Raw genomic sequence first — 26229 nt, forward strand, 5'->3', positions numbered from 1 at the left:
AATGAAAGTTATGCGAAACACTTAGTTTGCGTACAAGTTAACAATCGTTTATAGAATTAAAAAAATGATTTAGCAGGATCGCTCGTAGTTTGTAGTTTAACTACGAACCTGCTGTACGTAGTTTCCTGTTGTGCGTAGTTTCCAACTACATACGATAAAGTTTCGAGACTGCGTCTCGACAATCACTACCCGGGCCAACCTCCTGTTGTCAATCGCAGACTGACTTTATCTATGGGCTTCAGTTACAAACTGAAGCTAATGGCGGCCTGAAGGTATCCGTTATCTCAACTTTTGAGATTATTTGGCAGACACAAGCCCATTCGCTTCTAACATTTTTTCACCCCTTTTTGATTTGCCGGCACTATTAAATTTAGTTTTAAGCTTTAAAAAGTATTTCTCATATAAAAAAAACGATGCGCAACTAATAATTAACAAGAATATAAAGTTATAAGGAGCTTTTGAGAAAACACTCGGTATTCCGTATATTTTAGCTACAAACATAGGTTGCCATATATAAATGCTGTAAGATAGCAGACCCAATTTACGGATGATCTTTATATTCAGAAATTTATAAATAAAGTCATTCCCGGGATTAATATTAAGCACAATAAAACAGGCTATAAGTATTGAGATTAATAAATCTTTATACATATTAACAATAGATAGCCAAGCCTCAAAACCTAAATAAAATATAAGTATAATGAGCGCTAAGCTTATCCAAACCCTTATTCTTTCAAAAAAACTCCAGTTTAATTTGTTTTTAAAAACAAGGATTGAGAACAAACAACCAGTTGCTATTCCTTGAAACTTTATTAAGAAATGGGTAATGTAATAAAGCATTGTATTATTACCGGGCAATAAAAATTCTACGGTAATAATTAACGGCAATATGGCTATTATAAAAATGATTGAGCCAAAAAATAACTTGAAGCTTTTTTTTAGCAAAAAAGGGAATATGATATAAAATTGTTCTTCTACTGCTAATGACCAATATTGCCCTACATAAGGGTTATTAAATTGCCTGGTATAAGAAAAATCTGCAAGAAATAAAGCCGCAAAAGCAAATGCTATGTGGCTTGCCTGGCTATTTAATATGTAATTGAGCCCAATGCAAACACCTATGTACAAGTATGCTACTGGTATAATTCTGAAAATGCGCCTTATATAAAAGTTTTTTAAGGCGAGGTTTGATGTGTTTGTTTTTTCTTTCAGGCATAGGGTTGTGATTAAAAACCCACTTAATACAAAAAACATGTTTACACCTAATGCACCATTAAAAACAGTTGTGTAAAAGTAATTTCTGCTTAAGTCGCAATGAAACAAAACAACAATAGTTACAGCAACAGCCCTTATTCCATCAAGTGAATTATAATAAGAATGATTCAACATCTCGGGAATGTGATCAACTTCTGAAAATAAATCCTTGCAAAAATCTAGCGCTTTTTTCAATTTATAACTTTAATTAAACAGTAGAATTGTTTCTATTGCTGTTTGTAGTTTCCAACTATCGACCACGATGCCCCTAGACTGCGTCTCGACAAACATTACCCGGACCAACTCTGTTGTCAGTCACAGACTGACTTTATCTATGGACTTCAGTTACAAACTGAAGTCGGTTTTGGAGCTAAACCTATATCAAAAACCTCAATTAAATCTATCGCCATAACCGCTTTGAACCAAAAATAGGTTAAAATCGGTTATATGCAGTATATCATATATGGCTTGTTTTTTATTTTTGTTTTTTGCATAATACGCCTGCGTAATTTTATAGCCCATGTAATAACCAAGATCTTTAGGGCGGTCAACGGTAGCTTTGTCATACAACCAATTACTGATATCGCTGCCATTCATTTCTTTTTTAAATTGTAGCCATAACTCCTTTTGGTGCTGCTCTCCATAAATAAAAGGTATCTTGTTAGTGTTCTCGCCCGAGATCAATTCACCAATAAAATCGGCACTGCCTTCCTTAATAGCCGAGCCCAGCAGATTAAGATCACTGTTTAAATAGATTTGCTGGTAGTGGATCAGTTCGTGTGCTACAATAAGGGGTATACTTCTTAACCCAAATGATACAAGTACTTTTTGAAATGGCAGTGACATGTTTTCGAAGTTACTATTCGAATCGGCAGCCATTATTTCAGTACCGATCAACAGCCCCGTGGTATCCGATTTACCGCCCGAATTCAAATTACCTATCAGGAAATAAATATCCGGAAATTGTGCCTCGGGATATATCTGCTTAAGTTTAAATAATGATTTACGTATCTGTGGTTCCAGGGTTTTAACCTTAAATGTATTTGCCCGTATCGATTGATAATACAATTGGTATTTCTGCAAAGAGTGCGCCATTTTCTGAGCGCCGTTAATGCTGATCTGGTTAAAATTTTTTAATCCAGGTGTCCCTTTATCAAGATATAAATGTGTTAAAATAGCGGTTCTATCGACTGTATCTTGTTTACACGAATCAAAAGCAACCCAAAACCGTGGAATATCATCAGTAACCAGCTTAACCAATGCCGGATTAGTTGTACGTAAAGGTGTTTGGGCAACTAAGGTAGCCGAAAAGAAAATAAAAATAAAAAGCAGGTAATGGTTTTTCATAGCAGATCGTATTCTTTTATTTACTTTAGCTTGTGGGGGTGTTTTCATCGCACCACTTTTATTCTCGCTGTCGTAGGGGTACTTTTCATTTAAGCCCTGGTAAAAATATATATCGCACTGCCAATAGAAAACAATACAAATAAAATGGGAATAAAAAACGAATAATAAGACCCGTAATTTTTGGCTATAACTTCTATTTTTTCTTTATAAAACACCTCTAACAAAATATAAATTCCCATAAATAAAATACTGATTATTGTCACCTCGTTAAATGTGGTTTTCATTAGCTGGCCAAATAGAAGATCAACTGCGGCATAATCAATAAGCATTACAAAAAGGAATGCAGTGCCTTTAATATGGGTATTATTTATGAATGGGGAATTAGGTGAAATTGCCTCTGCAATAGTATATGAAGTGGTATTAAACACCAAAAACACTATCTCGAATTTTGAAATCTGATCCATTATATTTTTACCTTCTACTCTATTGTCCGTTTTACCCAGCCCAACCCTCTCTATCCAAGCTCCTGAAATGTATCGCCTCTGCCAAATGTTCCATTTTAATATCCTCGCTTCCGGCAAGATCGGCTATGGTGCGGGACACTTTCAATATCCGGTCATAGGCACGGGCGGATAATCCCAACTTCTCCATCGCTTTTTTAAGCAGAGTTTGGCCCGCCTCGGTTATCTTGCAGATTTCGCGTACCATTTGTGGTGTCATTTGGGCATTGGCATGCAAATCTGGTCTGTCGCCAAATCGTTCAATCTGTATATTACGGGCAGTAATTACCCGCTCACGGATCAGCTCACTTTTTTCCGCAAGGCGATCACTGGATAGCTCGCTAAAATTTACCGGCGTAACTTCCACATGCAGATCAATTCTATCCAATAGCGGACCGGATATCTTACTCATGTATTTTTGTACGGCCCCTGGCGGACAAGTACATACTTTTTCCGGGTGATTGTAATAGCCGCAAGGGCAGGGGTTCATGCTGGTGACGAGCATAAAGCTGCAGGGATAATCTACCGAAAACTTAGCGCGAGAAATATTTACTTTTCGTTCCTCTAACGGCTGGCGCATTACTTCCAGTACGCTGCGTTTAAACTCTGGCAATTCATCCAAAAACAAAACACCATTATGCGCGAGCGAAATTTCACCCGGCTGAGGATTTGTTCCACCACCTACAAGCGCGACATCAGAAATAGTATGGTGAGGCGACCGGAACGGTCTTATTGTTACCAATGCATCAGCCGCAGCCAGCTTACCCGCTACGGAATGGATCTTGGTAGTCTCTAATGATTCATATAAACTCAGGGGAGGCAATATAGATGGCAGCCTCCGTGCCAGCATAGTTTTACCCGCCCCCGGCGGACCGATCAAGATCACATTATGCCCGCCTGCGGCGGCAATCTCCAGCGCCCGTTTAATATTTTCCTGACCTTTTACTTCGCTAAAGTCGCTGTCATAATTGCAAAGGCTATCGTAAAATTCTTCGCGGGTATTTACAATCTCACGTTCTAGTTTTGCATCACCATTAAAAAAATTAGCTACCTGTTTTATAGTTTCAACGCCGTAAACTTCCAGGTCGTTCACAATGGCGGCTTCCCGGGCGTTTTGTTTGGGTAGGATGAAACCCTTAAAACCATCCTTTCTTGCTTGTATGGCAATAGGCAAAGCGCCTTTAATAGGCTGCAAGCTGCCATCCAGCGAAAGTTCACCCATAATCAGGTATTTATCCAGTTCCTCGGTTTCTATTTGTCCTGATGCCGCTAAAATCGCGGTAGCTATGGTTAAATCATAGGATGATCCTTCTTTACGGATGTCGGCAGGAGCCATGTTCACCACTACCTGCTGCCGCGGCATTTTATAGTTTGAGCTTTTTAAGGCTGATTCTATACGGAAATAGCTTTCTTTAATAGCCATATCTGCCAGGCCCACAATAAAAAATTTGGTGCCGGGCAAAATATTAACCTCAATTGTAATTGTTATAGCCTCTATGCCATATACCGCACTGCCGAACGTTTTAACTAACACTATGATAAAGTTTATTCAAACCGAAAGATATAGATTTTATTTTGAGGGATAAAATCGGATATGCGTTTGATCACACCGGCAAATGCTATTGAACCTTTACAGTATCTGCAAATTCAGTTTGTATTTCTGCCGAACCTCTCGACACAGTAATTGATAATGCCGATTTGCCGCTCTTTAATGCTGTAAACAGCCAAACATCCGAACCAAAATCGCCAACGATTGAAGTATTGGTTGGAGTAACACGTATATGTGAATTCAATTGCAAAATACTTGAATCATATTGCCAGGAGCCAAATACATAACCACCGTCGCCCGGGTTTCCCAAGGTTATATTGATTTTTTCGCCTTGTGTAACCATTACTGATTTTCCGTTGTCCAATCCGTTAAGTTGTATGATTGATTTAGAGTTGCTTTCCTTTTTGCATGCAGTCGCAGCAATCATCAGCATTGATGTTAAAATGATAATATGCTTTATACTTTTCATAATAAGATTAGGTATTGGAACACTAATTTATGCTTAATTATGGAAAACACCAAGGCTTATTTCCAGGCAGTTGATTTCTTCCTTTTACTATATCATCAATTGCAAAAATAGTATCGATTATTATTGTTCCTTGACATCAAACCCTGCCAGCAAATCAACATTCGGATCGGCTATTACTGTTGTTGGTTTTGCATTGCCGGGGAAAGTGACGGCAGTTTCTTTATCCTTAACATCAACAGTATAAAGTTTACCGCCTATCTCCAATTGCAATGGAAACACAAATAAATTGCTCTGTTTTTGGGTGATAGCGATATTAACCACTTTTTTATCCGCATCATAATTCCAAACAATACCCAATTCCGGATGGCCGGCATTGTAAATCCATTGGTTAAAGAAGGTATGCAGATCCTGCCCACTGGTTTGTTCCATTACCTGCTCCAGGTCGGCAGTATTGGCATTAAGGTTTTTGTATTTAGCGTAGTAGGTGCGTAAGCCTTTCCAAAACAGGTCGTCGCCTATTTTACGGCGCAACATATGTAATGTCCAGCTGCCTTTTTCGTAGCTGTTGGCATTTAATAATTGTACGTAATTACTTGTTACGGCAGTATCTACCACAGGTGTATAGCGGCGACGTTCAAATTTGATCACCTTGTTACGATCAATAGCCTCACGTTTTTTTAGTGTATCGATGCCATATTTATTTTCGAGATAGCAATTGGTCATGTAGGTAGCAAAGCCTTCGCTTAGCCATAAATTTTCCCAGTTTTTCTCGGTTACCGCATCCCCAAACCATTGGTGACCAATTTCATGGGCTTGCAGCTCTTCATCGGCTCTGCCAGCATCCGGCGAATCTTCATAATAGAAAATAGCGCTGGCATTTTCCATCCCACCATATATGGTTTTGGATTGTACGTTAGCCAGCTTCTCATAATCATACAAGCCAATTTTAGCATCGTAAAATTTCAAAATGTCCGGCGCGTAAGCATAATTTTTAAAGCCATTAATCTTATCTTCCGGGAAAACATAAGTATAAACCGGCACACCATTTACTATACCTGATTGTTGGATCGCAAACTCAGCAACACCTATTACCATTAACTTGGGTGCCAATGGCTCTTTTTCTTTCCAATGAGTTTGTTTAAGATGATTCGGTAATTCTTTTTCCTCGACTTTTAAGCCGTTAGATACCACCTGATAGTGACTAGGCGCAGTAACAATAAAATCAACCGATGCTTTGTCACTTGGGTAATCCGCGCAAGGCAGCCAGTTATGGGCGCGGTTTGGCCAGTTATCCCCAAAAAACGTACGATGCCCGTGTTTATTTACAGATATAATCAATCCATCGGCAGGTATGCCCGAGTAATTGATGGTGTAGGTATGTGTGGTATTAATTTTTGCAGGCGATAGAATGTGAATCACATCGCTATCCTGTACAAATTTTAAAGCCTTTCCATTTTCATCAATGGATGATACCAGCATACCCTTACCGGTACTGTTCTTTTTAACCAGGTTTAATTCGGGTTCATTAACATTGCCTGTAAACTTTATGGTAACATCTGCTTTTCCTTTTATATTATCATTCGCGTCATTCAACCCTATAGCAAATGTATAGTGCTGTACATCCATATCCCGAAAGGTAACCTGTGCCTTCGCTGCTGATGCCGAAAATAAAAAAAATATAGACCCGAAATATAAAAGGTGCTTTTGCATGTATTACATTTTAGGCATACGGCGCATCATGCTGGCCATGGCTGCGGGGTTGCTCATTTGTTTCATTACCTTACGCATATCATCAAACTGTTTAATCAGGCGGTTTACTTCGGCAAGGTTTGTGCCCGATCCATTTGCTATGCGGTTGCGCCTGCTCTGATTGATGCTATCCGGATTCTCTTTTTCGTGCGGGGTCATGGATTGAATAATAGCCTCAATAGCTTTAAAGGCATTATCATCAACCTCAACGTCCTTCATTATTTTGCCAACACCCGGTATCATGCCCATCAGATCTTTCATGTTACCCATTTTTTTGATCTGCTGTATCTGGCTGTAGAAATCGTTAAAGTCGAATTTATTTTTGCGGATCTTCTTTTGCAGTTCAGCCGCTTCTTTCTCGTCAAACTGCTGTTGCGCGCGTTCAACCAACGAAACCACGTCACCCATGCCCAAGATCCTTGATGCCATACGATCAGGGTGGAAAACGTCAAGCGCTTCCATCTTTTCGCCGGTACCAATAAATTTAATAGGCTTATTAACAACCGATTTGATAGATAGCGCTGCACCACCACGGGTATCACCATCTAATTTGGTTAACACAACACCGGTAAAATTCAAACGATCGTTGAATACCTTAGCCGTATTCACCGCATCCTGACCGGTCATGGCATCCACCACAAATAAAATTTCGTGTGGTTTAACCGCGTCTTTTACCTGCTCAATTTCCACCATCATGGCTTCATCAATTGATAAACGGCCGGCGGTATCAATAATCACTACATTGTGGCCATTTTGTTTTGCTAACGCGATACCTTCTTTTGCTATCGCGATAGGGTCTTTTGATTCCCTGTTTGAATAAACCGGAACACCGATCTGCTGACCTAAAACCTCTAATTGGTCAATAGCCGCGGGGCGGTAAATATCATCAGCCACCAATAATGGCTTTTTATTTTTTTGTGTTTTTAGATAATTGGCAAGCTTACCGGTAAAGGTAGTTTTACCCGCACCGTTCAAACCAGCAATTAATATAATGGTTAGCGAGCCCGAAAATTCCAATTCTGCAGTGCTGCCACCCATTAAAGCTGCCAGCTCATCATTCATTATTTTGGTGAGCAACTGACCCGGCGAAACTGCTGTTAATACGTTTTCGCCTAATGCTTTTTGCCTTACATCATCGGTAAATGCTTTAGCGGTTTTATAGTTAACGTCGGCATCCAGAAGGGCTTTGCGTATTTCCTTCATGGTCTCTGCCACGTTTATTTCAGTAATAGTTCCTTGTCCCTTCAGGACTTTAAACGCCCTGTCGAGTTTATCCGAAAGATTTTCAAACATTATTATTCAGCTCTTTAATCGTTATTAAGAATGCAAAGTTAAGATTTTAAACCTATTGGTTTAAACGCGATTTGATCACGGGAATTTATAGATCATACCCAAGCCCATACCCTCAGTACCCTGCGCCTGCGGAGCGGTATTTTTATCATATAAGAATGACCCGTTAACGGTAACTGCGATCAGCTTATTTACTTTAGCGGTTAATGTGGCATCAACGCGGTGGCTTATATAGGCCAATGATTGTGTATATGGTATAAATAAGGCATAACGCGCTGTAATATGCAGGTTTGGCATCAAGTCCTTATCAACCGTAGCCACTCCCTGAAAAGCTATCTGGTTAAAAATAGTATGGCCTTGGGTTACTCCATAGTTATCTGTCTGGTTTTTGTATATGGTGGTATCCAATACAAAAGTTTGCCTGGCTGTTGCGGCACCCAAACGCAAATCAAACCATTTATTGGGCTTAAACTCCACCCCGGCAGACTCCGTTAAATAACCCGGCGACATAAATTTTGAGATCAACAATGGCGGTAAGGGATCCTGGTAAGTATATCCATTATCAAACTGCGACTCGAAGGTTAATGCCCCGAAAAACAACCAATGCTTTGATAGTTGGGTCGCTAATTTATTATCATAAAATATACGGTCGTTGGTTTTACGCAAACCCTCACCTTTAATTCTCGACGTACCGTAAAGTAGGTTTACTTCGGTGGTATAATCTAATGGCGATTTGTTGTACTCGGCCTTAAAATCATAGTTAACATTTAAAGCCAGGTTGCTTACACCACCACCAGTCCAGTTTTTGGTAAACCCGGATTGGTTAAAATTAACATTGAAAACGGTCCATTTATGCCAATAGCTAAATTGGTAATCGGGTAGGGAAACAGGTATGGTTATGGGGGTTATTTGTACTTGCCTTACACGTACGGGCAATGCATTTTTAACAGGCTCAATCCGCAGTTTGTTTAAAAGTGTAGTATCTGTTTTAATACTGTCGGTTTTAACGGTATCGGTTTTTTGTGCCGATGCCGACAAACCCGACAGTAACAGAATAGAGCAAATTAAGCCCGAAACACTTTTTATAACCATACTGCTACAAAGAAAAGCTAAAATCTGCTTTTTCAATAAAAAATAAGAAAAAATTAATGGCTTGAACCTATTTTACTTAGCCGGTTGAAGCACGGGCAATGCATATGCCTTCGGTCTACGAAGGTATCTGCGGTAATTTGCTTTAATCGACGCTATAAAATCATATTCGCTTGCCGCCACCACAAAATAGTACCCCGGGCGGTAGCGCTGCATAAATTCGGTTAATTGTGGGTTTTTTAATCCAGTTATTCGCTCAACCAATTCACGATTAAAACGGTAATCAATTACATCCTGGTAATAATCGCTTTGTATAGTTTGCCGTAAATGCTCGGCATTTCTTCCTTCGCGGCTAAACATATTATAAAGTGCATCAATACTTATTCCCGCCCCGCTACCTGGTGATACCGAAAGGATATCCTTATCTGCAAGCACGCCATATATTTTGGTATAGTCGCGTTTGGTAGCGGCCAGTTTTTGTTCCGGGTTAATCACAACGCTGTTTACTTTTACTTCTTGTAATTGTATGGCACTGCGTTTTAAATAAACCGCTAATGATTTATAATTTTCAATCTTAATGGTATCACTAAAATAATTCTGCTTGGTAAATATCAATATGTCTCCAATATTTGCCGCAATCTGGTATTCTGCTTTTAGGTTATTATATACCGATTTCCCGGTGCCTGTGTTAAAAATGTTTACTTCGGCTATGCGGCCATTGGTACCTTTATCAAAAACAATTCCGTCAACAACCTTATCCTGCGCAAAAGCACAAAAACAGCTCCCTAACAACAACACCGTCAGTCCAAATCTCATAGCAATGCCAAAACTACATGCTTGCCGTACAAACCTCATTCTATTTAACACAAATTAACAAGCTATTTTGCCACTACTAATTGTTGGCCGATCTTAATATTATTATCTGCCATACTGTTAAGGCTTTTCAGCTCGTCAACAGTTAAACCAAAACGCTTTGATATGTTATATAGTGTGTCACCCGTCTGCACTGTATATAATTTGTTACCTGGCGTAGCCTGCACTATTGAATCCTGATTAGCTTTCCCTATATTTTGATCTATCTGTGTAAGCACTCTATCCTCACGTTTAATTTTCTGTACGGTACCCTCAGGCCTGTCATATTGATCAAGATTATATTTCTGAATAATACCGATAAGCAATTGCGGGTACCTGGGGTTGGTGGCATAACCCGCTGCCTTTAAACCATATGCCCATCCCTGGTAATCATTTTTATCCAGCTCAAATAAATGGGCGTAATTTTTTCTTTTCAGGAAGTTGGAGTGATCCCTGAAGGAATCCTCCGGCCTGTCATACACCCGGAAGCAATCATTTTTATTATCATCATCCTTATAATAGCTTTTACCTTTCCAATCGCTGGTACATTTTATACCGAAGTGGTTATTCGCGTTTTTTGCCAATTCGCTGTTTCCGCTGCCCGATTCATATAAACCCTGTGCCAGAGTGATACTCGCCGGGATGCCGTACAAATTCATTTCCTGTATGGCAATGGCCTTGAAGCGTTCAATATATTGTAACGATGTGTAGGATTGGTAACTATTAATCGCGTCGCGGTGTTCCGCTTGTATTTCCTGGTTATTCCGATGTGCCTCACGGTCGCCTACGGTATTGACGTTTGATGCGGCGGTCATCCTGTGCGGCGCACATGCGCCGAATACCAATATGGGGAGTAATAAAAATCCTGATTTACGCATAATAGCCAAACTTGAGGTAATAGAATAGTTCGGCCAAAATAATACTAAAAATGTATTTTACTGCGGTTTGTTTGCTAATTGAGGCTGATCGGCCGGAGTTTCATCAAGCGAATTTAATTTGTACTTGTTGATGATGCCCAAAACCTGCGCCGCCCATTTTTTACTTCCGGCATAACCGCTGCGTTGTATTCCTTTTGCCCAGCCGATGTAATCATAGTGGGTAAATTCATCGGTTAAGTGGCTAAATTGCTTACGCTCAGTCATGATGCGGGCAAAATCCTGGAAAGAATCAAATACCGAACCGTATTGTTTGTATGGCGATCTTACTTTTTTGTTATGCTTGTAATAAACCGAAGAGCCGCCGCCTTTCATACCAAACTCGTTATTTAAGTTTTTAGCGATAGAGCTGTTTCCGCAAGCGGATTCATGCATGGCTACACCCAAAACAATACTTGCAGGCACGCCTGTTTCATGCATAATGCGGATGGCATCATCTTTAAACTTTTCGATATACGACTCTGATGTATTTTTTTGTGCCGAAGCGGCAAGGGTGGATATGAGCAGTGTTGTAATCAGTAAGATTTTCTTCATAATTATTTTTTTCTGATAACCAGAATCCCGTCACGCACTGGCAAAATTAATTGCTCTACACGGTTGTCTACGGAAATCCGATCATTTAGTTCGCGAATTCGTTCTGTATCGGCGTCATTTTCTGGGCCGTATACCTTCCCTTTCCACAAAACATTGTCAATTATTATTAATCCTCCGGATCTGACTTTGTCAAATATTAACTCAAAGTAAGTGAAATTATTCTTTTTATCGGCATCAATAAACACAATATCGAAAATTTCTGCAGCTAAATCGTTTATAATCAGCTCTGCGGGCCCAAAATGCAATTGGATCTTGTTTTCCACATTTGTTGATTTAAAATGTGAATTAAGCATTTCCTCCAGCTCCCGGTTAACCTCAATGGTGTGAATTATACCGTCTTCGGTTAAGCCTTCGGCAAGGCAAAGCGTGGCATAGCCGGTAAATGTTCCTATCTCTAAAATACGTTTGGGTTGCATCATTTTGCTGAGCATACTCAGCAAACGGCCCTGATAATGGCCCGATAGCATGTGCGGTTTCAACACCTTTAAATAGGTGTCCCGGTTAATCTTTTGCAGATGCTCCGACTCGGGTTCGCAATGATTATCTAAGTATTCCTGAAGGTTTGGATCCAAAATCTCCATGGTGCAAAGATAAACATTTTGTCTGAACCATGATTTGTCGGATTTAAGGATCTTCCTGATATGATCTTCATTATAATCAAGCAATCAACTAATCAGGAAAATCATGGTTCAAACAATAGGTGGTCAATAAGGTATTTTAGCAAATTCAATATGATGTTTTACGCAAGTTTCGTCATCCACATACTTTAATGATGCGAATATCAATCGCTTCTTACCCTTATAATCAGGTAGCCTGTTGATCATGTTTAGTGTTAAGGCGTTGTTCTTCAGCCACTCCTGGTTCGGCATATAAAACAGGTATAATTCATACTCTTTGTCTTCGCCTATAAAGTTTGTTTGGGTATCAAGCTGATCTTCATCAAACTTTTTGCCGGTGGCTGTTTTAAACAAATAGCGCGCAAGCTCAATATAGCTGGGTAGCTTATTGCTATGAAACATTTTTTCCATACCGGGCAATTCGCCCAGTTTTAAATAATCTAAAATGCTCGGCTTATCTTCTTTGGGTTCCTCTACTATCCTCTTTAACATCTGGCTTGCCGCCTGTAGGGCATCAACAGCATATTCATCGCCATCTACTTCTTCCAGTATTTTTCCGGCCAGCCATTTAATAAGCAGCGTTTTTTCATCAACCTTAAAATATTTAGCTAATTCTATCACCTGCTCGCGTTTGGGCCGACGAGTGCCGTGCTCTATCTTACTTAATATCGCCTGATCAATATCAATATAAGCGGCAACTTTTCTTAAAGGGATATTCTGTTCTTCGCGTAATTTTTTTATTGCTGCACCTAAGGTTTCCATCCGGTTAAATTAGGAAATTGTTTTGACTTTTATTGTCAATAACAAATTCTTAATCAAAGCTTAATGCCCTTAAAATGCTCGTTTTTCCATCCACGACTGCAACAGAATAATTGCCGAAATGGTATCAACTAATTCCTTATTCTGCCGCCCTTTTTTATTCATACCGCTTTGCGCAATGGTTGCCGATGCCATCTTGGAGGTGAATCGCTCATCCAGCATTTCAATAGGAATTCCGGGGAAATTTTTTTTCAATATCGTCAGAAAGCCCTTTACATGCACCGCTGATTGTGATGGGGTGTTATCCATTTGCTTTGGTTCACCCACAATAAAAAGCTCAACCTCTTCGGTTAATAAGTATTTTTTCAGGTACTCGACAATATGCTGCGGATGTATAGTATCCAAGCCCGTAGCGATGATCTGCAATGGATCGGTAACCGCGATGCCTATGCGTTTGGTTCCGTAGTCAAAGGCCATTAATCTCATATGAGATATGAGATATGAGATATGGGATATGAGATTAACATATCCAAAGATAAATTAATTTTGGTGAGTTCATCTGCAAACGTTTTTTACCCCCTCCGTCTCCTTCGTCGACACCTCCTCCTAAATTTAGGGGGAGGCCGGGTGGGGTTAAACTCGCCGATTTTTGTCAAAAACCACCGCAGTCTCACATCTCATATCTCACATCTCAAATCTAATTCTTATTTTGCACCAATGCAGTTTAAGGACATTGTAGGCCAGGCCGCGATAAAACAACGGTTAATGAACTCGGTTAATGAAAACCGGGTTAGTCACGCCCAATTATTTTTAGGACCCGAAGGTTCGGGGAGTTTGGCGCTGGCTGTTGCTTACGCGCAATATTTATCATGTGAGGATAAACAACCTGAGGATTCCTGCGGGGTTTGTTCCTCATGCCGGAAGTATCAAAAACTGATGCACCCCGATCTGCATTTTTCCTATCCTTTCTTCGCTAAACATAAGGATGATACTTCGTTAACATTTATTGAACAATGGCGCGAAGCATTTATCGCTCATCCATATTTAAGCCTGGATATTTGGCGTGATTACCTGGATGCCGAAAACAAACAGGCCAATATCAATATTGCCGAATGCCATCAGATCATTAAAAAACTTAGCCTTAAGCCTTTTGAATCTACCTACAAAGTACTGATCCTTTGGCTGCCTGAATATTTGGATAAAGAAGGCAACGCCCTGCTTAAAATTATTGAGGAACCACAACCCAACACGCTGTTTTTATTGGTTGCCCAAAATCAAGATCAAATATTAAATACCATCCTTTCGCGCACTCAGCTGATTAAAATTCCTTCATTGGGTTATAATGAGGTTAAGGATCATTTGGTCGAAAAATATAATCAAACTGAAGATGCTGCCGCGCAAATTGCTTATCTAAGCAATGGCAATTTAACCGACGCGCTGATAATGCTGCAGCAAGATACCAAAGGATACCATAAATTATTCGTCGACTGGTTACGCTTATGTTTTGGTAATAAAGGGTTGGAAATATTGCCTTTTGTTGATCAACTGGCTAAGATGGGTCGCGAGAATCAAAAGAATTTTTTACGCTACGGCGTGAGTTTTATACGGGAATGCTGCCTGCTGATGGCTGGCGCCGGTAACCTGGTTCACCTGCCTGCGCAGGAATTGGAAACCGCGCAAAAAATGACTAATGTGATGAATATCCCCCAGGCCCAGGCTATAAGTGCCGAGCTTGAAAAGACACATTATCACGTAGAACGAAATGCAAACCCGAAAATTTTATTTTTAGATGTATCTTTACAGATTATAAAGATACTAAAGTTTAAAACGATCCCGCAGGGGACACAATATATACCGAATTAATTATGGGATGTGGAAGTTGCTCAACGGGGGGCGGATGCTCACCGGCAGGCTGCAAAAGTAATGGCTCGTGCCTAACAAGCGGTTGCAGTAAATTAGATGTATACGATTGGCTGTCGCACATGGACATGCCGACAAATTATAAACCGTTTCCGGTTATCGAAGTTAAATTTAAAGGTTCACGTAAAGAATTTTATCTTAACAGTGATAATATTTACCTGGAAGCAGGCGAGCTTGTGGTTGTTGAAACCGCCACAGGCGGCTACGACGTTGGTCACGTATCCATAACCGGCGAACTGGTTAGGATGCAGATGGTTAAACGCCGTGTTAAAGAAGCCGACGTTGCCAAAAAGATCTATCGCAAGGCTACCGTTGCTGACGTTGAAAAATGGAAAGCAGCCAAAGATATGGAGTGGGAAACCATGCATAAATCGCGCAAGCTGGCGTTGGAGCTTAACCTGAGCATGAAGCTGAGTGATGTGGATTATCAGGGCGATAAAACCAAAGCTACATTTTATTATACTGCCGAAGGCCGTGTCGATTTTCGTGAGCTGATCAAGAAAATGGCGGAGCAATTCCGTATCAGGATAGAGATGCGGCAGATAGGTATGAGACAGGAAGCAAGCCGTTTAGGTGGTATTGGTTCATGCGGTCGCGAGCTGTGTTGCTCAACCTGGTTAACTGATTTTAAAACAGTTTCTACCTCAGCGGCACGTTACCAAAATCTATCTTTAAACACGTTAAAGCTTGCTGGCCAATGCGGTAAATTAAAGTGTTGCTTAAACTACGAGCTGGATACTTACATGGATGCGCTTAAGCACATCCCCGATAATGTAAATGTATTAAAGACTGAAAAAGGTGATGCCCGCCTGCAAAAAACCGACATATTTAAAAAAATAATGTGGTTTGCTTATCCTCGCGAAGAAGCATGGATCCCATTGCCGATAAGCAAGGTTAAGGAAATTCAGCAGCAAAACAGAGATGGTGTAATCCCTGCGGATCTGGGTGAAACGGTTGAGTTAGAAACCAAACCGGCTAAAGCGCTGGATTATGAAAATGTTGTTGGCCAGGATAGTTTAACCCGCTTGGATGAACGCCGTAATAACAACAATAATAAAAACAAGAACAAAAATAGAAACAGGAATACTAAAAATCCTAACCAAAGCCCACAGCAGGCAAACCAGCCAAGGCCAGCAGGTGCTGTACAAACCAACAGACCGCCACGCCCCGAAGGCAGCAAGCCGGTTGAAGGGAACAGGCCAAAGGCACCCCGTCCGGAAAACAATAAACCCGTAGATGGAAATAGCGCTGAAGGCACGCGCCCTGAAGGGGCTAAGCCGCAAGGAAATAATCAAAACCGTCGCCATAAACATCGTCGGCCAAACCAAAATAATCAAAACCGCCCTGGTAATAACCCCGGGCCATCAGCAGAATAATAAGTAATGATGCGTGCTTATAAAATACTTTGTTTTTTACCCGTTATACTGATAGCGTTAGCTTTTGGCGGATGTTCAGATCCTAATGCTATCGTTGACAAAAATACCGGGATCGATAATCACAACTGGTCATACGTTAACCAGGTTAAGTATGATGTGAAGATCGACAATGAGAAGATCCCGTATAACCTGTACTTTAACCTGCGGGTAACGGGTGATTATAAGTATTCCAACATTTTTATCTTAATGCATGAAAATGGCCCGGGCGTAAAAAACGATGTTAACCGCTACGAATTTAAATTAGCCAACGCCGACGGCGAATGGCTGGGCGTAGGTTCGGGTAACTTATATAGCTACCAAATGATGTTCAGGGCAAATTATATGTTCCCGGCAAAAGGTGTTTACCATTTCGCCATTGAACAAAATATGCGCGATAATCCTTTACATGAAGTTAGCGATGTGGGGTTGAGGGTTGAAAAAGCTCAATAAATTTTGATTCTTTGTTAGATAGTTTTATTTTTAGGCAGATGAACCGCCTAAATCAATGAGAAAACTATTTCTATCCGCTCTGTTAATGCCGCTGTTTGCATATAGCCAAACCCCTGCTGCAAAAACCATAAATACCGATAGTGTTAAAAACGTAAATATTATAAAATATTACACTAAAGCTATCGCGGCAAACCCTAATGATGCTACCGCATATTATAAAAGGGGCGATGCCAAAATAGATCTTAAGCTATATAATGAAGCACTGCCCGATATGGACAAAGCTATCGTCATAAACCCTAAATATGACGATGCTTATATTGATCGCGGGCGCATAAGGAGTTTTTTAACAGATTATAAAAGCGCAATAGCCGACTATACCGCTGCGCTTGCTATAAAACCTACCGGAGTAGCTTTTTATGATAGGGGAATAGCAAAACACAGCCTTGAAGACTTTAAAGGAGCTATTGCCGATTATGATGAGGCTATAAAATTAGATCCAAAAGACGAAGACTATTTTTATAATCGAGGCCGGTCAAAAGCAAATTTAAACGATTTTACCGGAGCGGTTCAGGATTACTCACAAGCAATTACCTTACTTCCTTCATTTCCAATTGCATATACTAATCGTGGTTTAGCAAAATATAATTTAAAGGACTATAAAGGTTCAATTGAGGACTATACCCAGGCAATTGTATTAGATCCGAAAAACGAAGAGGCTTATAATGATCGTGGTCTTTCCAAAAAATCACTGGAAGACTATAATGGGGCTATAGATGATTTTAACCATGCCATAACCCTTGACCCGGGATATTTGGATGCTTTTCATAATCGCGGCTTGGCTAAATACCATATTAATGATTATGCCGGTGCAATTACTGATTATGATGTGGTTATAAAAGGCGACCCTAAATATGCCAATGCATATTATAATCGAGGGCTTGCAAAAGATAACATGAATAATTTTACTGATGCTATAGATGATTATAATCAATACATTTCACTTGTTCCTAAAGATGCTGACGGATTTTATAGACGTGGAAATTCCAAATTCAACCTGGAAGATTATGCGAACGCGATATTGGACTACAATGTTGCAATTGGTATAGATGCAAGCTACTTGTATGCATACATAAACCGGGGCCTAGCTAAAAGGCACCAGGATGATTATAAAGGAGCCATTGCTGATTATACACAAGCTATCACTATCGATCCAAAAAATGCTGACGCTTATAATGACCGCGGGTATGCTGAATATATGAGTAATAATAAAGAAACTGCTTGTACTGATTTTAATAAAGCCAAAGAATTAGGTTCTGCCGAAGCGGATGGAAATATTAATAAATATTGTAAATAGCTAATTACTATTTTTTTCTTTTTAAAACCAGTAAATCCCTACCTTAGTTTGCTAATATTTTTTGCAAAATGAGTGTCGCTTTTTTAATTGTTTCCGTTTTAATTCTGGTGATTGCTGTTTATTTCTTTTTGAAGAAACCCGCTACAGCCGATAATATTTCTGCCGAGGAACTGCTTCGCCTAAAAGCAGAAAGCGACCAGCTTAAAATTACCGTAGCGCGTAGCGAAGAGCGCGCATCAGGCCTAATAGCTGAACGTAATAAATCCGATAAGTTATTACAGGACGAGCGCATAAGATATGATGCTTCTGTATCTACACTAAACCAGGAACTGCTAACCGAAAAAAACCGGATGGCTAAAGCTGAAGAATCATTCAAAGCACAGCGCGAACGATTAATGGAGCAGGAAAAATCTATTCAAGATATACAGCAAAAATTCCAATTAGAATTTCAGAACGTAGCCAATAAGCTACTCGATGAAAAATCTCAAAAATTTGTAGAAACCAATCGTGCCAACCTGGATATACTTTTAAATCCGCTGAAAGAAAATATCAAAGCTTTCGAGGAAAAAGTCGACAAGGTTTACAACATGGAGGCTGCCGAGCGTAATACCCTAAAAGGTGCAATAACACAGCTGATGGAGTTAAACCAACTGATCAGTAATGAGGCCCAAAACCTTACCAAAGCTTTAAAAGGAGATAATAAGAAACAAGGTAATTGGGGCGAGGTTATTTTGGAACGTGTTTTAGAGCGTTCAGGCCTGGTTAAAGATCAGGAATACCGCATACAGACGAGTTTTACAGGTAATGATGGCAGTCGTTTACAACCCGATGTTATTATTGATCTGCCGGATGACAAGCACCTTGTTATCGACTCCAAAGTATCATTAATCGCTTACGAGCGCCTGGTTAACTGTGAAACGGAAGAGGAGCGCAAGTTATTTTCAAAAGGACACGTGGAATCTATCCGCAGCCACGTAAATGGGTTGTCCGCAAAAAATTACCATGACCTGCACCAGATCAATTCACCGGACTTTGTACTGTTGTTTATACCTATAGAATCCTCCTTCAGCTTTGCCGTACAAATTGATGCTGAACTGTTCAGTGATGCCTGGGATAAACGGGTGGTAATTGTAAGTCCATCAACATTATTGGCAACGCTCCGTACCATAGCCAGTATTTGGAAACAGGAGCGCCAAAACCGCAACGTATTGGAAATTGCACGGTTAAGTGGTGCGATGTACGATAAATTTGTCGGCTTTGTGGGCGATATGGAAGGTATTGGCAAAAACATTAAACAAAGCCAATCGGCTTATGATAATGCCATCAGCAAATTAACTGAAGGCAACGGTAACCTTACCAAAACAGCCGAAAAAATAAAAAGCCTTGGGGCCAAAGCTAATAAACAAATTGATCAGAAATATTTAAGCGAAGAATGATCAATTGATGGTGTAAGTACTGTTGGTGGTTATATTAGCAGTTGCCCCGCCTGAAAATTTATCCGATTTTAAATTAATGGTCATAAATATATTGCTGTTTAAGCTTACAGGGAAATTGTTTTTAATATCATAAACCATTTTCCCTAAGCCTGTACCTGTAATGCTTATATTGATTTGTTTCATTGGCATTTGCATATCTAGCCCTTGCTTTATATCAAAATAAGCTTTGCCGTCAGTTATTTTTATTAATTTATAGGTCATCTCAATATTTATGGTCATTCCCTTAGCCACAGGTAAATCAAACGGAATATCCTGCGTAAAAGAATCGCCAACTTTTATGGCATGCTCCGGAAAATTTACCATACCCATGATCTTATTCATCATTTTCTTTGCCGCAATCGTCGCAGAGTCATTTAATTTTTGTCCGTTTAAAGAATCTATACTTAATTTACCTTCGCTGTTAACCCGGCCATAAAATTCTGTATTAGTTTTTTTTATAGGTATAGGTATTTGCTTTCCGTTAAGTGTGCCGCTCATTGTTGGCGCACTTACTTTCATATCTACCGCGAATGAATTTTCTGCGCCAATTGATGACGTTGTAGTTGTTCCATTAGTATTAAATTGTACTATAACATTCATGGGTTGGGCAATGCCTTGTGTAGCCAGTTTTGAGGCCAATTCTTTATTCCCACTCAGATCGGCATATAACGAAATAGAAGTATTTCCTGCTAATTGGTAGGTATGATTTGGCAAATACTTTATTTTAAATAAAACACTATCCTGGGCTTTTGCAAAACTAAAAGACAATGCTAAAAAGCTTACAAACAGAATTTTTTTCATGAGATAAAAGTTTATTAAGCCAATTTAATCATTTTTTTTAAATGCATTCCACCCTTGTGCTTTTAATGGATGAACAACACCTCCCTTGGTTATTAAATTACAGCCCACCGCAGGCTCTGTTATATAGCCGATGATGGTAATATCCATTTTAAACTTAATCTTATCGTAGTCGGCTTGTTTTACGGTAAATAACAGCTCGTAGTCTTCGCCACCACTCAAAGCGCAAACTGTTGGGTCGAGGTTAAACTCCCTTGCTGTTTCAAAAGTCATGGGATCAAGTGGTATTTTTTCTTCGTATAAATTACAACCTTTATTGCTTTGCTTACATATATGCAAAATTTCAGAAGCTAATCCATCCGAAACATCAATCATCGATGTTGGCTTAACTTCAATTTCTTTTAGCAAGTCTATAATATCACCACGGGCCTCCGGTTTTAACTGGCGTTCAACGATATAATCCTTACCCTCTAAATCGGGTTGAATATTTGGGTTTTCGAGGAAAATTTGTTTCTCACGTTCCAATAACTGTAAGCCAACATATGCACCGCCTAAATCACCTGATACACATATTAAATCACCTTCTTCAGCACCGTTGCGGTATACAATATCCTTTTCATCAGCATAACCAATAGAAGTTATACTGATAACCAGGCCTTGTTTTGATGAAGTAGTATCACCGCCAACTATATCAATGCCATATTTATCGCAGGCCAAATAGATGCCTTCATATAATTCTTCAACCGCCTCTAAAGGAAATTTACTGGATAAACCTATCGACACGGTAATCTGCGTAGCAGTACCGTTCATCGCATAAATATCACTCAAATTAACTTGTACGGCCTTATATCCCAAATGCTTTAATGGTGTATAAGCTAAATCAAAATGAATACCCTCCAGCAACATATCTGTTGATACCAATACTTTTTTTCCTTTAGCATCAAGCACGGCAGCATCATCACCTACACCTTTAGTAGTGTTTTCGCGGGTTAGCTTTATATTTTTTGTAAGGTGATCTATCAAACCAAATTCACCCAAGTTATCTATGTTAGTTTTCTCTTTATTATCAAATAATGCCATGGTACTTTTTTAAACATCACAAAAATACAAAAAAGCTCAGGTCAAATATTTCTTTAATAACAGCTTAAAAACAAAGACTTTGTTAAATTTCATAAAAAACTCAGAAAGGTTAATCAAAACAATATTAATATTAACATTAGATTAATAATGAGTTGGCATATTTGTAAAAAAATAATATATGAAGTTTAGAAATCTACTTATTTATGCAAGCCTTATACTGGCAATTGCAAGCTGTAAAAAAGATAATGCAGCAAACACTAATTCCGGATCTGGCGGAAGTACTGGAACTACTGGTTCAACAGGAACTACTGGTACCACTCAACCGCAAGCTTATTCCATTACCGAAACTTTTGAAGAGGGTTCAAAAACGGGTTATGCTGATGCTAATGTAACTTTAGGTACAGGTATATGGGACTTTAACGACGCTTTAATTGGTAATTTGGCAGCAGATGTAAAAGACGGAAATAATTCCGTTAGGTTACGTACCGGCGACCTTGCCATGAATTTTGATATTACCGGACTTACACAAATTAGCATTAAGCATGCAAAATATGGCACTGATGCAACTTCTACCTGGCAATTACTACAATCAACAGATGGTGGTACTACTTACACTCAGGTTGGTACTAATATTACTGAAACCAGCACAACTTTAGTAACTGATTCATTTAAAATATCAGTTACCGGTAAAGTAAGATTTAGAATAGTAAAAGCAGGTACTACCCGTATAGATGTTGATGATATTACCTTTAAAGGAAGCGGAAATTCAGGTGTAACCATTGTAGCTCCACCAACTAGCGGCCCCGATACTTCTGCATCATCATCGGCAGCAACCCCAAGAGGTGTAACTGTTGGTACTGATGCCCCACCGGAAACCGGTGATAATAGCAACCTTTTATTTGGTAACCCATCAAATGCAACAACAGCAATTGTAATGGCTGATAATTATTTAATAGATCAGGGTTATTACGTAGAATCATACAATAGTACCAAAGGCGAACCAAACTGGGTAAGCTGGCACTTAGATGCTACTAATATAACACAGTCTACAGGCCGTCAAAACGATTTTGCGGCTTTTAGTGGTTTACCAACCGGATTTTTTGAAGTGCAAAGTACCGGGTATAGTGGTTCAGGTTTTGATAGAGGACACAATTGCCCTTCAGGCGATAGAACAAGTTCTACTAATGCCAATGATGCTACTTTTTTAATGACCAATATGATACCACAGGCACCTCAAAATAATCAACAAACCTGGGGTAATCTGGAAAATTATTTACGTACGCAAGTTACAGCTGGTAACGAGGTTTATATTATCATGGGTAGTTATGGCACAGGCGGTACAGGATCAGTAGGTACTGCTAATACAGTTGATGCCGGACATGTTAATGTACCTAGTAATGTTTGGAAAGTAGCTGTAATTATCCCGATTGGTAATGGTGATTTAAACCGTGTTACTACTACAACCAGGGTTATTGCGGTTAATACTCCAAATATCAACACCATTAATTCAGACTGGACTCAATACATAACTACTGTTAGCGCTATTGAAACAGCAACAGGTTATAGTTTATTAACAGCTTTACCTACCAATGTTAGGACAGCTTTAGAAGGCGAAAAGGATTCGGGTATATAAAATTCTATAAAACAATGTCATTGCGAGGTACGAAGCAATCGCACGTAGAAAAGCCACCTTGTAAGGTTCGCGATTGCTTCGTACCTCGCAATGACATAAAGTATTTATAAACCTAATTGTGCTGATATTTCCAGCATTCGTTCAATAGGTTTTACAGCTCTTTCAATTATATGCTGGGGAACTTCTATTTCCGGTGATTCATTTTTTAAACACAGGTATAGTTTTTCCAAAGTATTGCGCTTCATATGCGGGCAATCATTACAAGCACAATTGTTATTAGGGGGTGCAGGTATAAAAACCTTATCAGGGTTTTCTTTTTGCATCTGGTGTAAAATACCGGCTTCTGTCGCTACTATAAATTCCTTTGCAGGGTTGTTGGTAGCATATTTTAGTATCCCTGTAGTTGAGCCTACATAATCAGCCATTTGCAAAATAACATCCTCACACTCAGGGTGCGCTAATAGTTTTGCATTTGGATAACGCTCCTTCAATTTAGTAATTTTCTCTCTCGAAAAAATCTCATGGACCATACAGGCACCATTCCACAAAACCAGATCCCTGCCTGTTTTTTTAGCCACATAAGCACCTAAATTTTTATCAGGGCCGAATATTATTTTTTGATCTGCAGGTAAACTTTCTACAATCTGCACCGCATTGCTCGAGGTGCAAACTATATCGCTCAAAGCCTTTAGTTCAGCTGTACAATTCACATAAGTTATTACCAGGTGATCAGGGTAATTTTCTTTAAATTTCCTGAACAAATGTGGCGGGCAGCTATCTGCTAATGAACATCCTGCCTTTAAATCCGGTAATAAGACCTTTTTGTTTGGTGATAAGATCTTTGCTGTTTCGGCCATGAAGTGTACACCGGCAAATACAATAATGTCGGCGTCTGTTTTTGCCGCTTGTTGCGATAATCCGAGGCTATCTCCAATATAATCTGCGATATCCTGAATATCGCCTTCCTGGTAGTAGTGAGCAAGTATGACAGCATTTTTTTCTTTTTTAAGTTTTTCAATTTCATCAAAAAGGTCAAGTTTTGGGTCGATGTATTCGTCAACAAAACCTTTCAAATTTATTTCCTCTAAGGTATCCATTCCACAAATCAATTAATAATAATTAGTTTATATATATATAAAGAAACAGTTGTTATTAAGGTGTTAGTTATGTTAAAAAGTTGTTGAACTATTTAGGGTAAAAGTTGTTTTTAATATTTTATCCACACTATTTTAAAAGTTATTAATTTATATAGGGTTGATTTATAATACCATGTCAGTAACAACTAATTTTATCAAAATAATATTGTTAATATTTCATTGGCTAATTAAATGTTAGTTACTGCGAATATTGATCTCATAAGTAACTCAAAGTTTAAACCATTTTGTCATTAAATAGCCACTTATCAACATTCTGTTTATTTATTAAATATTTACTTACACAAAATTAACATCTTTAGTGCCTATTACTAACATAAGCACTAATTTTACACATATTATAGCACGTATATGACCAGAACAGTTGATTTCCTAGTTGTAGGATCAGGCATAGCAGGATTAAGTTTTGCACTAAAGGCTGCAAAACATGGTAAGGTTCTGATAGTTACCAAGTCAAATGAAGATGAATCTAACACTAAGTACGCCCAGGGAGGTGTCGCGGTGGTTGTGGATAAAAAGGAAGATTCTTTCGAAAAACACATAAATGATACCCTAATTTCAGGTGATGGCCTTTGTGATAAAGAAGCTGTGGAAATAGTAATTGAGGAAGGTCCGGAAAGAATTAGAGAAATTATTGATTACGGAACTAATTTTGATAAAACCAATGAAGGTTTTTATGATCTGGCAAAAGAAGGTGGCCATTCAGAATTCAGGGTATTACATTATAAAGATATAACCGGTTTTGAGATTGAAAGATCATTATTAGAGCAGATACATAAGAACCCTAATATTGAAATATTAACGCATTATTTTGCTGTTGATTTAATTACTCAACATCATTTAGGTGATTATGTGAATAAGTCAAGCGATGATATTATATGTTATGGTATTTATGCTTTAGATACACATACTAATACTGTTGATAAGATATTATCCAAAGTAACGGTAATGGCATCGGGTGGTGCTGGTCATATCTATTCAATTACTACTAATCCAACTATTGCAACCGGTGACGGTATAGCGATGGTTTATCGTGCTAAAGGAAAAGTTAGGAATATGGAATTTATACAGTTCCATCCAACAGCTTTATATAATCCAGGTGAATATCCATCATTCTTAATATCAGAAGCGGTACGTGGTTTTGGTGGTGTATTGAAAAGAACTAACGGTGAAGAATTTATGCAGGAGTATGATCCGCGTAAATCATTAGCGCCACGTGATATTGTTGCCCGTGCCATTGATGCCGAGATTAAAAAATCAGGGGAGGATTATGTTTATCTTGATATTCGCCATCGGAATAAAAAAGATATATTGGCCCATTTCCCTAATATCTATGCCAAGTGTTTAGAGATCGGTATTGATATGACCAAGGATATGATTCCGGTTGCTCCAGCTTGCCATTATATGTGTGGTGGTATATTGGTTGATCATGTAGGTAAATCATCTATACATCGTTTATATGCTTGTGGTGAGTGCTCTTCAACCGGTTTACATGGTGCTAATCGTTTAGCATCAAATTCATTATTAGAGGCTTTGGTTTTTGCGCATCGTATTTACGAGCATTCTATAGGCCAGTTTGAAAAAAATGTATTACCTGAAAATATTCCTGATTGGAATGAGCATGGTGTACAATTATCAAACGAAGATATATTAGTAACGCACAATGTTCGTGAAATGCAAAAACTGATGAATGATTATGTGGGTATAGTACGTTCTGATTTTAGGCTGGAAAGAGCGATGCGCCGCTTAGGTTTATTATATGAAGAAACAGAATCTTTTTATAAGAAAACCAAATTATCAGTAAAGCTTTGCGAGTTGCGTAACCTGATCCAGGTATCATATATTGTAGTAAAATCAGCAATGCTGCGTAAAGAGAGCAGGGGATTACATTATACCACGGATTACCCAGTGCATGCTGAGGTAATAGAGGATACGGTATTTTAATT

At 39.0% G+C, this 26229-nt stretch carries 24 protein-coding genes; 7 read left to right on the top strand and 17 right to left on the bottom strand.

The features are described 5' to 3' along the window. Nucleotides 1-297: 297 nt before the first annotated feature. From GSQ74_RS04585 to ruvX, 14 genes are all read right to left on the bottom strand, one after another. Nucleotides 298-1449 (bottom strand): acyltransferase, encoded by a 1152-nt coding sequence (locus tag GSQ74_RS04585; RefSeq protein WP_158990539.1) that lies wholly within the window; start codon nt 1447-1449, stop codon nt 298-300. Between the two features lie 195 nt (nt 1450-1644). Then, the gene (locus GSQ74_RS04590) at nt 1645-2601 is read right to left on the bottom strand and encodes a DUF2268 domain-containing putative Zn-dependent protease (RefSeq protein WP_158990541.1); all 957 of its coding nucleotides are present in this window, start codon (nt 2599-2601) and stop codon (nt 1645-1647) included. Nucleotides 2602-2690: 89 nt separating this feature from the next. Beyond that, nucleotides 2691-3065 (bottom strand): hypothetical protein, encoded by a 375-nt coding sequence (locus tag GSQ74_RS04595; RefSeq protein ID WP_158990543.1) that lies wholly within the window; start codon nt 3063-3065, stop codon nt 2691-2693. A gap of 31 nt (nt 3066-3096) precedes the next feature. Further along, the gene (locus GSQ74_RS04600; RefSeq protein WP_158990545.1) at nt 3097-4635 is read right to left on the bottom strand and encodes a YifB family Mg chelatase-like AAA ATPase; all 1539 of its coding nucleotides are present in this window, start codon (nt 4633-4635) and stop codon (nt 3097-3099) included. A gap of 85 nt (nt 4636-4720) precedes the next feature. Continuing rightward, nucleotides 4721-5119, bottom strand: coding sequence for a protease inhibitor I42 family protein (locus GSQ74_RS04605; protein WP_158990547.1), 399 nt, complete (start codon nt 5117-5119; stop codon nt 4721-4723). Nucleotides 5120-5239: 120 nt separating this feature from the next. Continuing rightward, nucleotides 5240-6829 carry a M1 family metallopeptidase gene (locus GSQ74_RS04610; protein ID WP_158990549.1) on the bottom strand — a complete coding sequence of 530 codons (1590 nt, stop codon included), beginning with the start codon at nt 6827-6829 and terminating at the stop codon, nt 5240-5242. A 3-nt stretch (nt 6830-6832) separates the two neighbouring features. Then, entirely contained in the window at nt 6833-8161 is a 1329-nt protein-coding gene (gene ffh / locus GSQ74_RS04615; RefSeq protein ID WP_158990551.1) for a signal recognition particle protein, read from the bottom strand. 75 nt (nt 8162-8236) lie between these two features. Further along, nucleotides 8237-9250, bottom strand: coding sequence for a DUF3078 domain-containing protein (locus GSQ74_RS04620; protein WP_158990553.1), 1014 nt, complete (start codon nt 9248-9250; stop codon nt 8237-8239). A gap of 72 nt (nt 9251-9322) precedes the next feature. Then, nucleotides 9323-10063: a hypothetical protein gene (locus GSQ74_RS04625; protein ID WP_158990555.1), complete on the bottom strand. Its 741-nt coding sequence runs from the start codon at nt 10061-10063 to the stop codon at nt 9323-9325. Between the two features lie 62 nt (nt 10064-10125). Further along, nucleotides 10126-10977: a glucosaminidase domain-containing protein gene (locus tag GSQ74_RS04630; protein WP_158990557.1), complete on the bottom strand. Its 852-nt coding sequence runs from the start codon at nt 10975-10977 to the stop codon at nt 10126-10128. Nucleotides 10978-11034: 57 nt separating this feature from the next. Next, entirely contained in the window at nt 11035-11568 is a 534-nt protein-coding gene (locus GSQ74_RS04635; protein WP_158990559.1) for a glucosaminidase domain-containing protein, read from the bottom strand. A gap of 2 nt (nt 11569-11570) precedes the next feature. Then, nucleotides 11571-12209: an O-methyltransferase gene (locus GSQ74_RS04640; RefSeq protein ID WP_158990561.1), complete on the bottom strand. Its 639-nt coding sequence runs from the start codon at nt 12207-12209 to the stop codon at nt 11571-11573. 123 nt (nt 12210-12332) lie between these two features. Then, nucleotides 12333-13007: a helix-turn-helix domain-containing protein gene (locus GSQ74_RS04645; RefSeq protein ID WP_158990563.1), complete on the bottom strand. Its 675-nt coding sequence runs from the start codon at nt 13005-13007 to the stop codon at nt 12333-12335. Nucleotides 13008-13076: 69 nt separating this feature from the next. Next, nucleotides 13077-13490 carry a Holliday junction resolvase RuvX gene (gene ruvX / locus GSQ74_RS04650; protein ID WP_158990565.1) on the bottom strand — a complete coding sequence of 138 codons (414 nt, stop codon included), beginning with the start codon at nt 13488-13490 and terminating at the stop codon, nt 13077-13079. A 231-nt stretch (nt 13491-13721) separates the two neighbouring features. Between ruvX and GSQ74_RS04655 the strand changes: the two genes are divergently transcribed. The 5 genes from GSQ74_RS04655 to rmuC all read left to right on the top strand — a co-directional run bounded on the left by GSQ74_RS04655 (nt 13722) and on the right by rmuC (nt 19579). Then, nucleotides 13722-14867 (top strand): ATP-binding protein, encoded by a 1146-nt coding sequence (locus GSQ74_RS04655; RefSeq protein WP_158990567.1) that lies wholly within the window; start codon nt 13722-13724, stop codon nt 14865-14867. 2 nt (nt 14868-14869) lie between these two features. Then, nucleotides 14870-16300, top strand: a complete 1431-nt coding sequence (gene ricT, locus GSQ74_RS04660) for a regulatory iron-sulfur-containing complex subunit RicT (RefSeq protein ID WP_158990569.1) — start codon at nt 14870-14872, stop codon at nt 16298-16300. Nucleotides 16301-16306: 6 nt separating this feature from the next. Then, on the top strand, nt 16307-16789 hold the full coding sequence (locus GSQ74_RS04665) for a gliding motility lipoprotein GldH (protein WP_158990571.1): 483 nt from the start codon (nt 16307-16309) through the stop codon (nt 16787-16789). Between the two features lie 55 nt (nt 16790-16844). Beyond that, nucleotides 16845-18143, top strand: a complete 1299-nt coding sequence (locus GSQ74_RS04670) for a tetratricopeptide repeat protein (RefSeq protein WP_158990573.1) — start codon at nt 16845-16847, stop codon at nt 18141-18143. 68 nt (nt 18144-18211) lie between these two features. Beyond that, on the top strand, nt 18212-19579 hold the full coding sequence (rmuC, locus tag GSQ74_RS04675) for a DNA recombination protein RmuC (RefSeq protein ID WP_158990575.1): 1368 nt from the start codon (nt 18212-18214) through the stop codon (nt 19577-19579). Here rmuC and GSQ74_RS04680 read toward each other — a convergent pair whose 3' ends face one another. Continuing rightward, a complete protein-coding gene (locus tag GSQ74_RS04680) occupies nt 19580-20419 on the bottom strand; it encodes a DUF6263 family protein (protein WP_158990577.1) in 840 nt (279 codons plus the stop codon). Nucleotides 20420-20443: 24 nt separating this feature from the next. After that, nucleotides 20444-21496 (bottom strand): thiamine-phosphate kinase, encoded by a 1053-nt coding sequence (gene thiL, locus GSQ74_RS04685; RefSeq protein WP_158990579.1) that lies wholly within the window; start codon nt 21494-21496, stop codon nt 20444-20446. Nucleotides 21497-21674: 178 nt separating this feature from the next. Here thiL and GSQ74_RS04690 point away from each other — a divergent pair, with 178 nt between their 5' ends. Next, nucleotides 21675-23129, top strand: a complete 1455-nt coding sequence (locus tag GSQ74_RS04690) for a DNA/RNA non-specific endonuclease (RefSeq protein ID WP_158990581.1) — start codon at nt 21675-21677, stop codon at nt 23127-23129. A 104-nt stretch (nt 23130-23233) separates the two neighbouring features. On the opposite strand, the gene nadA is transcribed toward GSQ74_RS04690, so the two are convergent. Further along, nucleotides 23234-24226, bottom strand: coding sequence for a quinolinate synthase NadA (nadA, locus tag GSQ74_RS04695; RefSeq protein WP_158990583.1), 993 nt, complete (start codon nt 24224-24226; stop codon nt 23234-23236). A gap of 408 nt (nt 24227-24634) precedes the next feature. Between nadA and nadB the strand changes: the two genes are divergently transcribed. Continuing rightward, a complete protein-coding gene (gene nadB, locus GSQ74_RS04700; protein ID WP_158990585.1) occupies nt 24635-26227 on the top strand; it encodes an L-aspartate oxidase in 1593 nt (530 codons plus the stop codon). The last annotated feature ends 2 nt before the right edge of the window (nt 26228-26229 follow it).

The organism is Mucilaginibacter sp. L196, from assembly GCF_009765905.1.
Lineage (GTDB): Bacteria > Bacteroidota > Bacteroidia > Sphingobacteriales > Sphingobacteriaceae > Mucilaginibacter.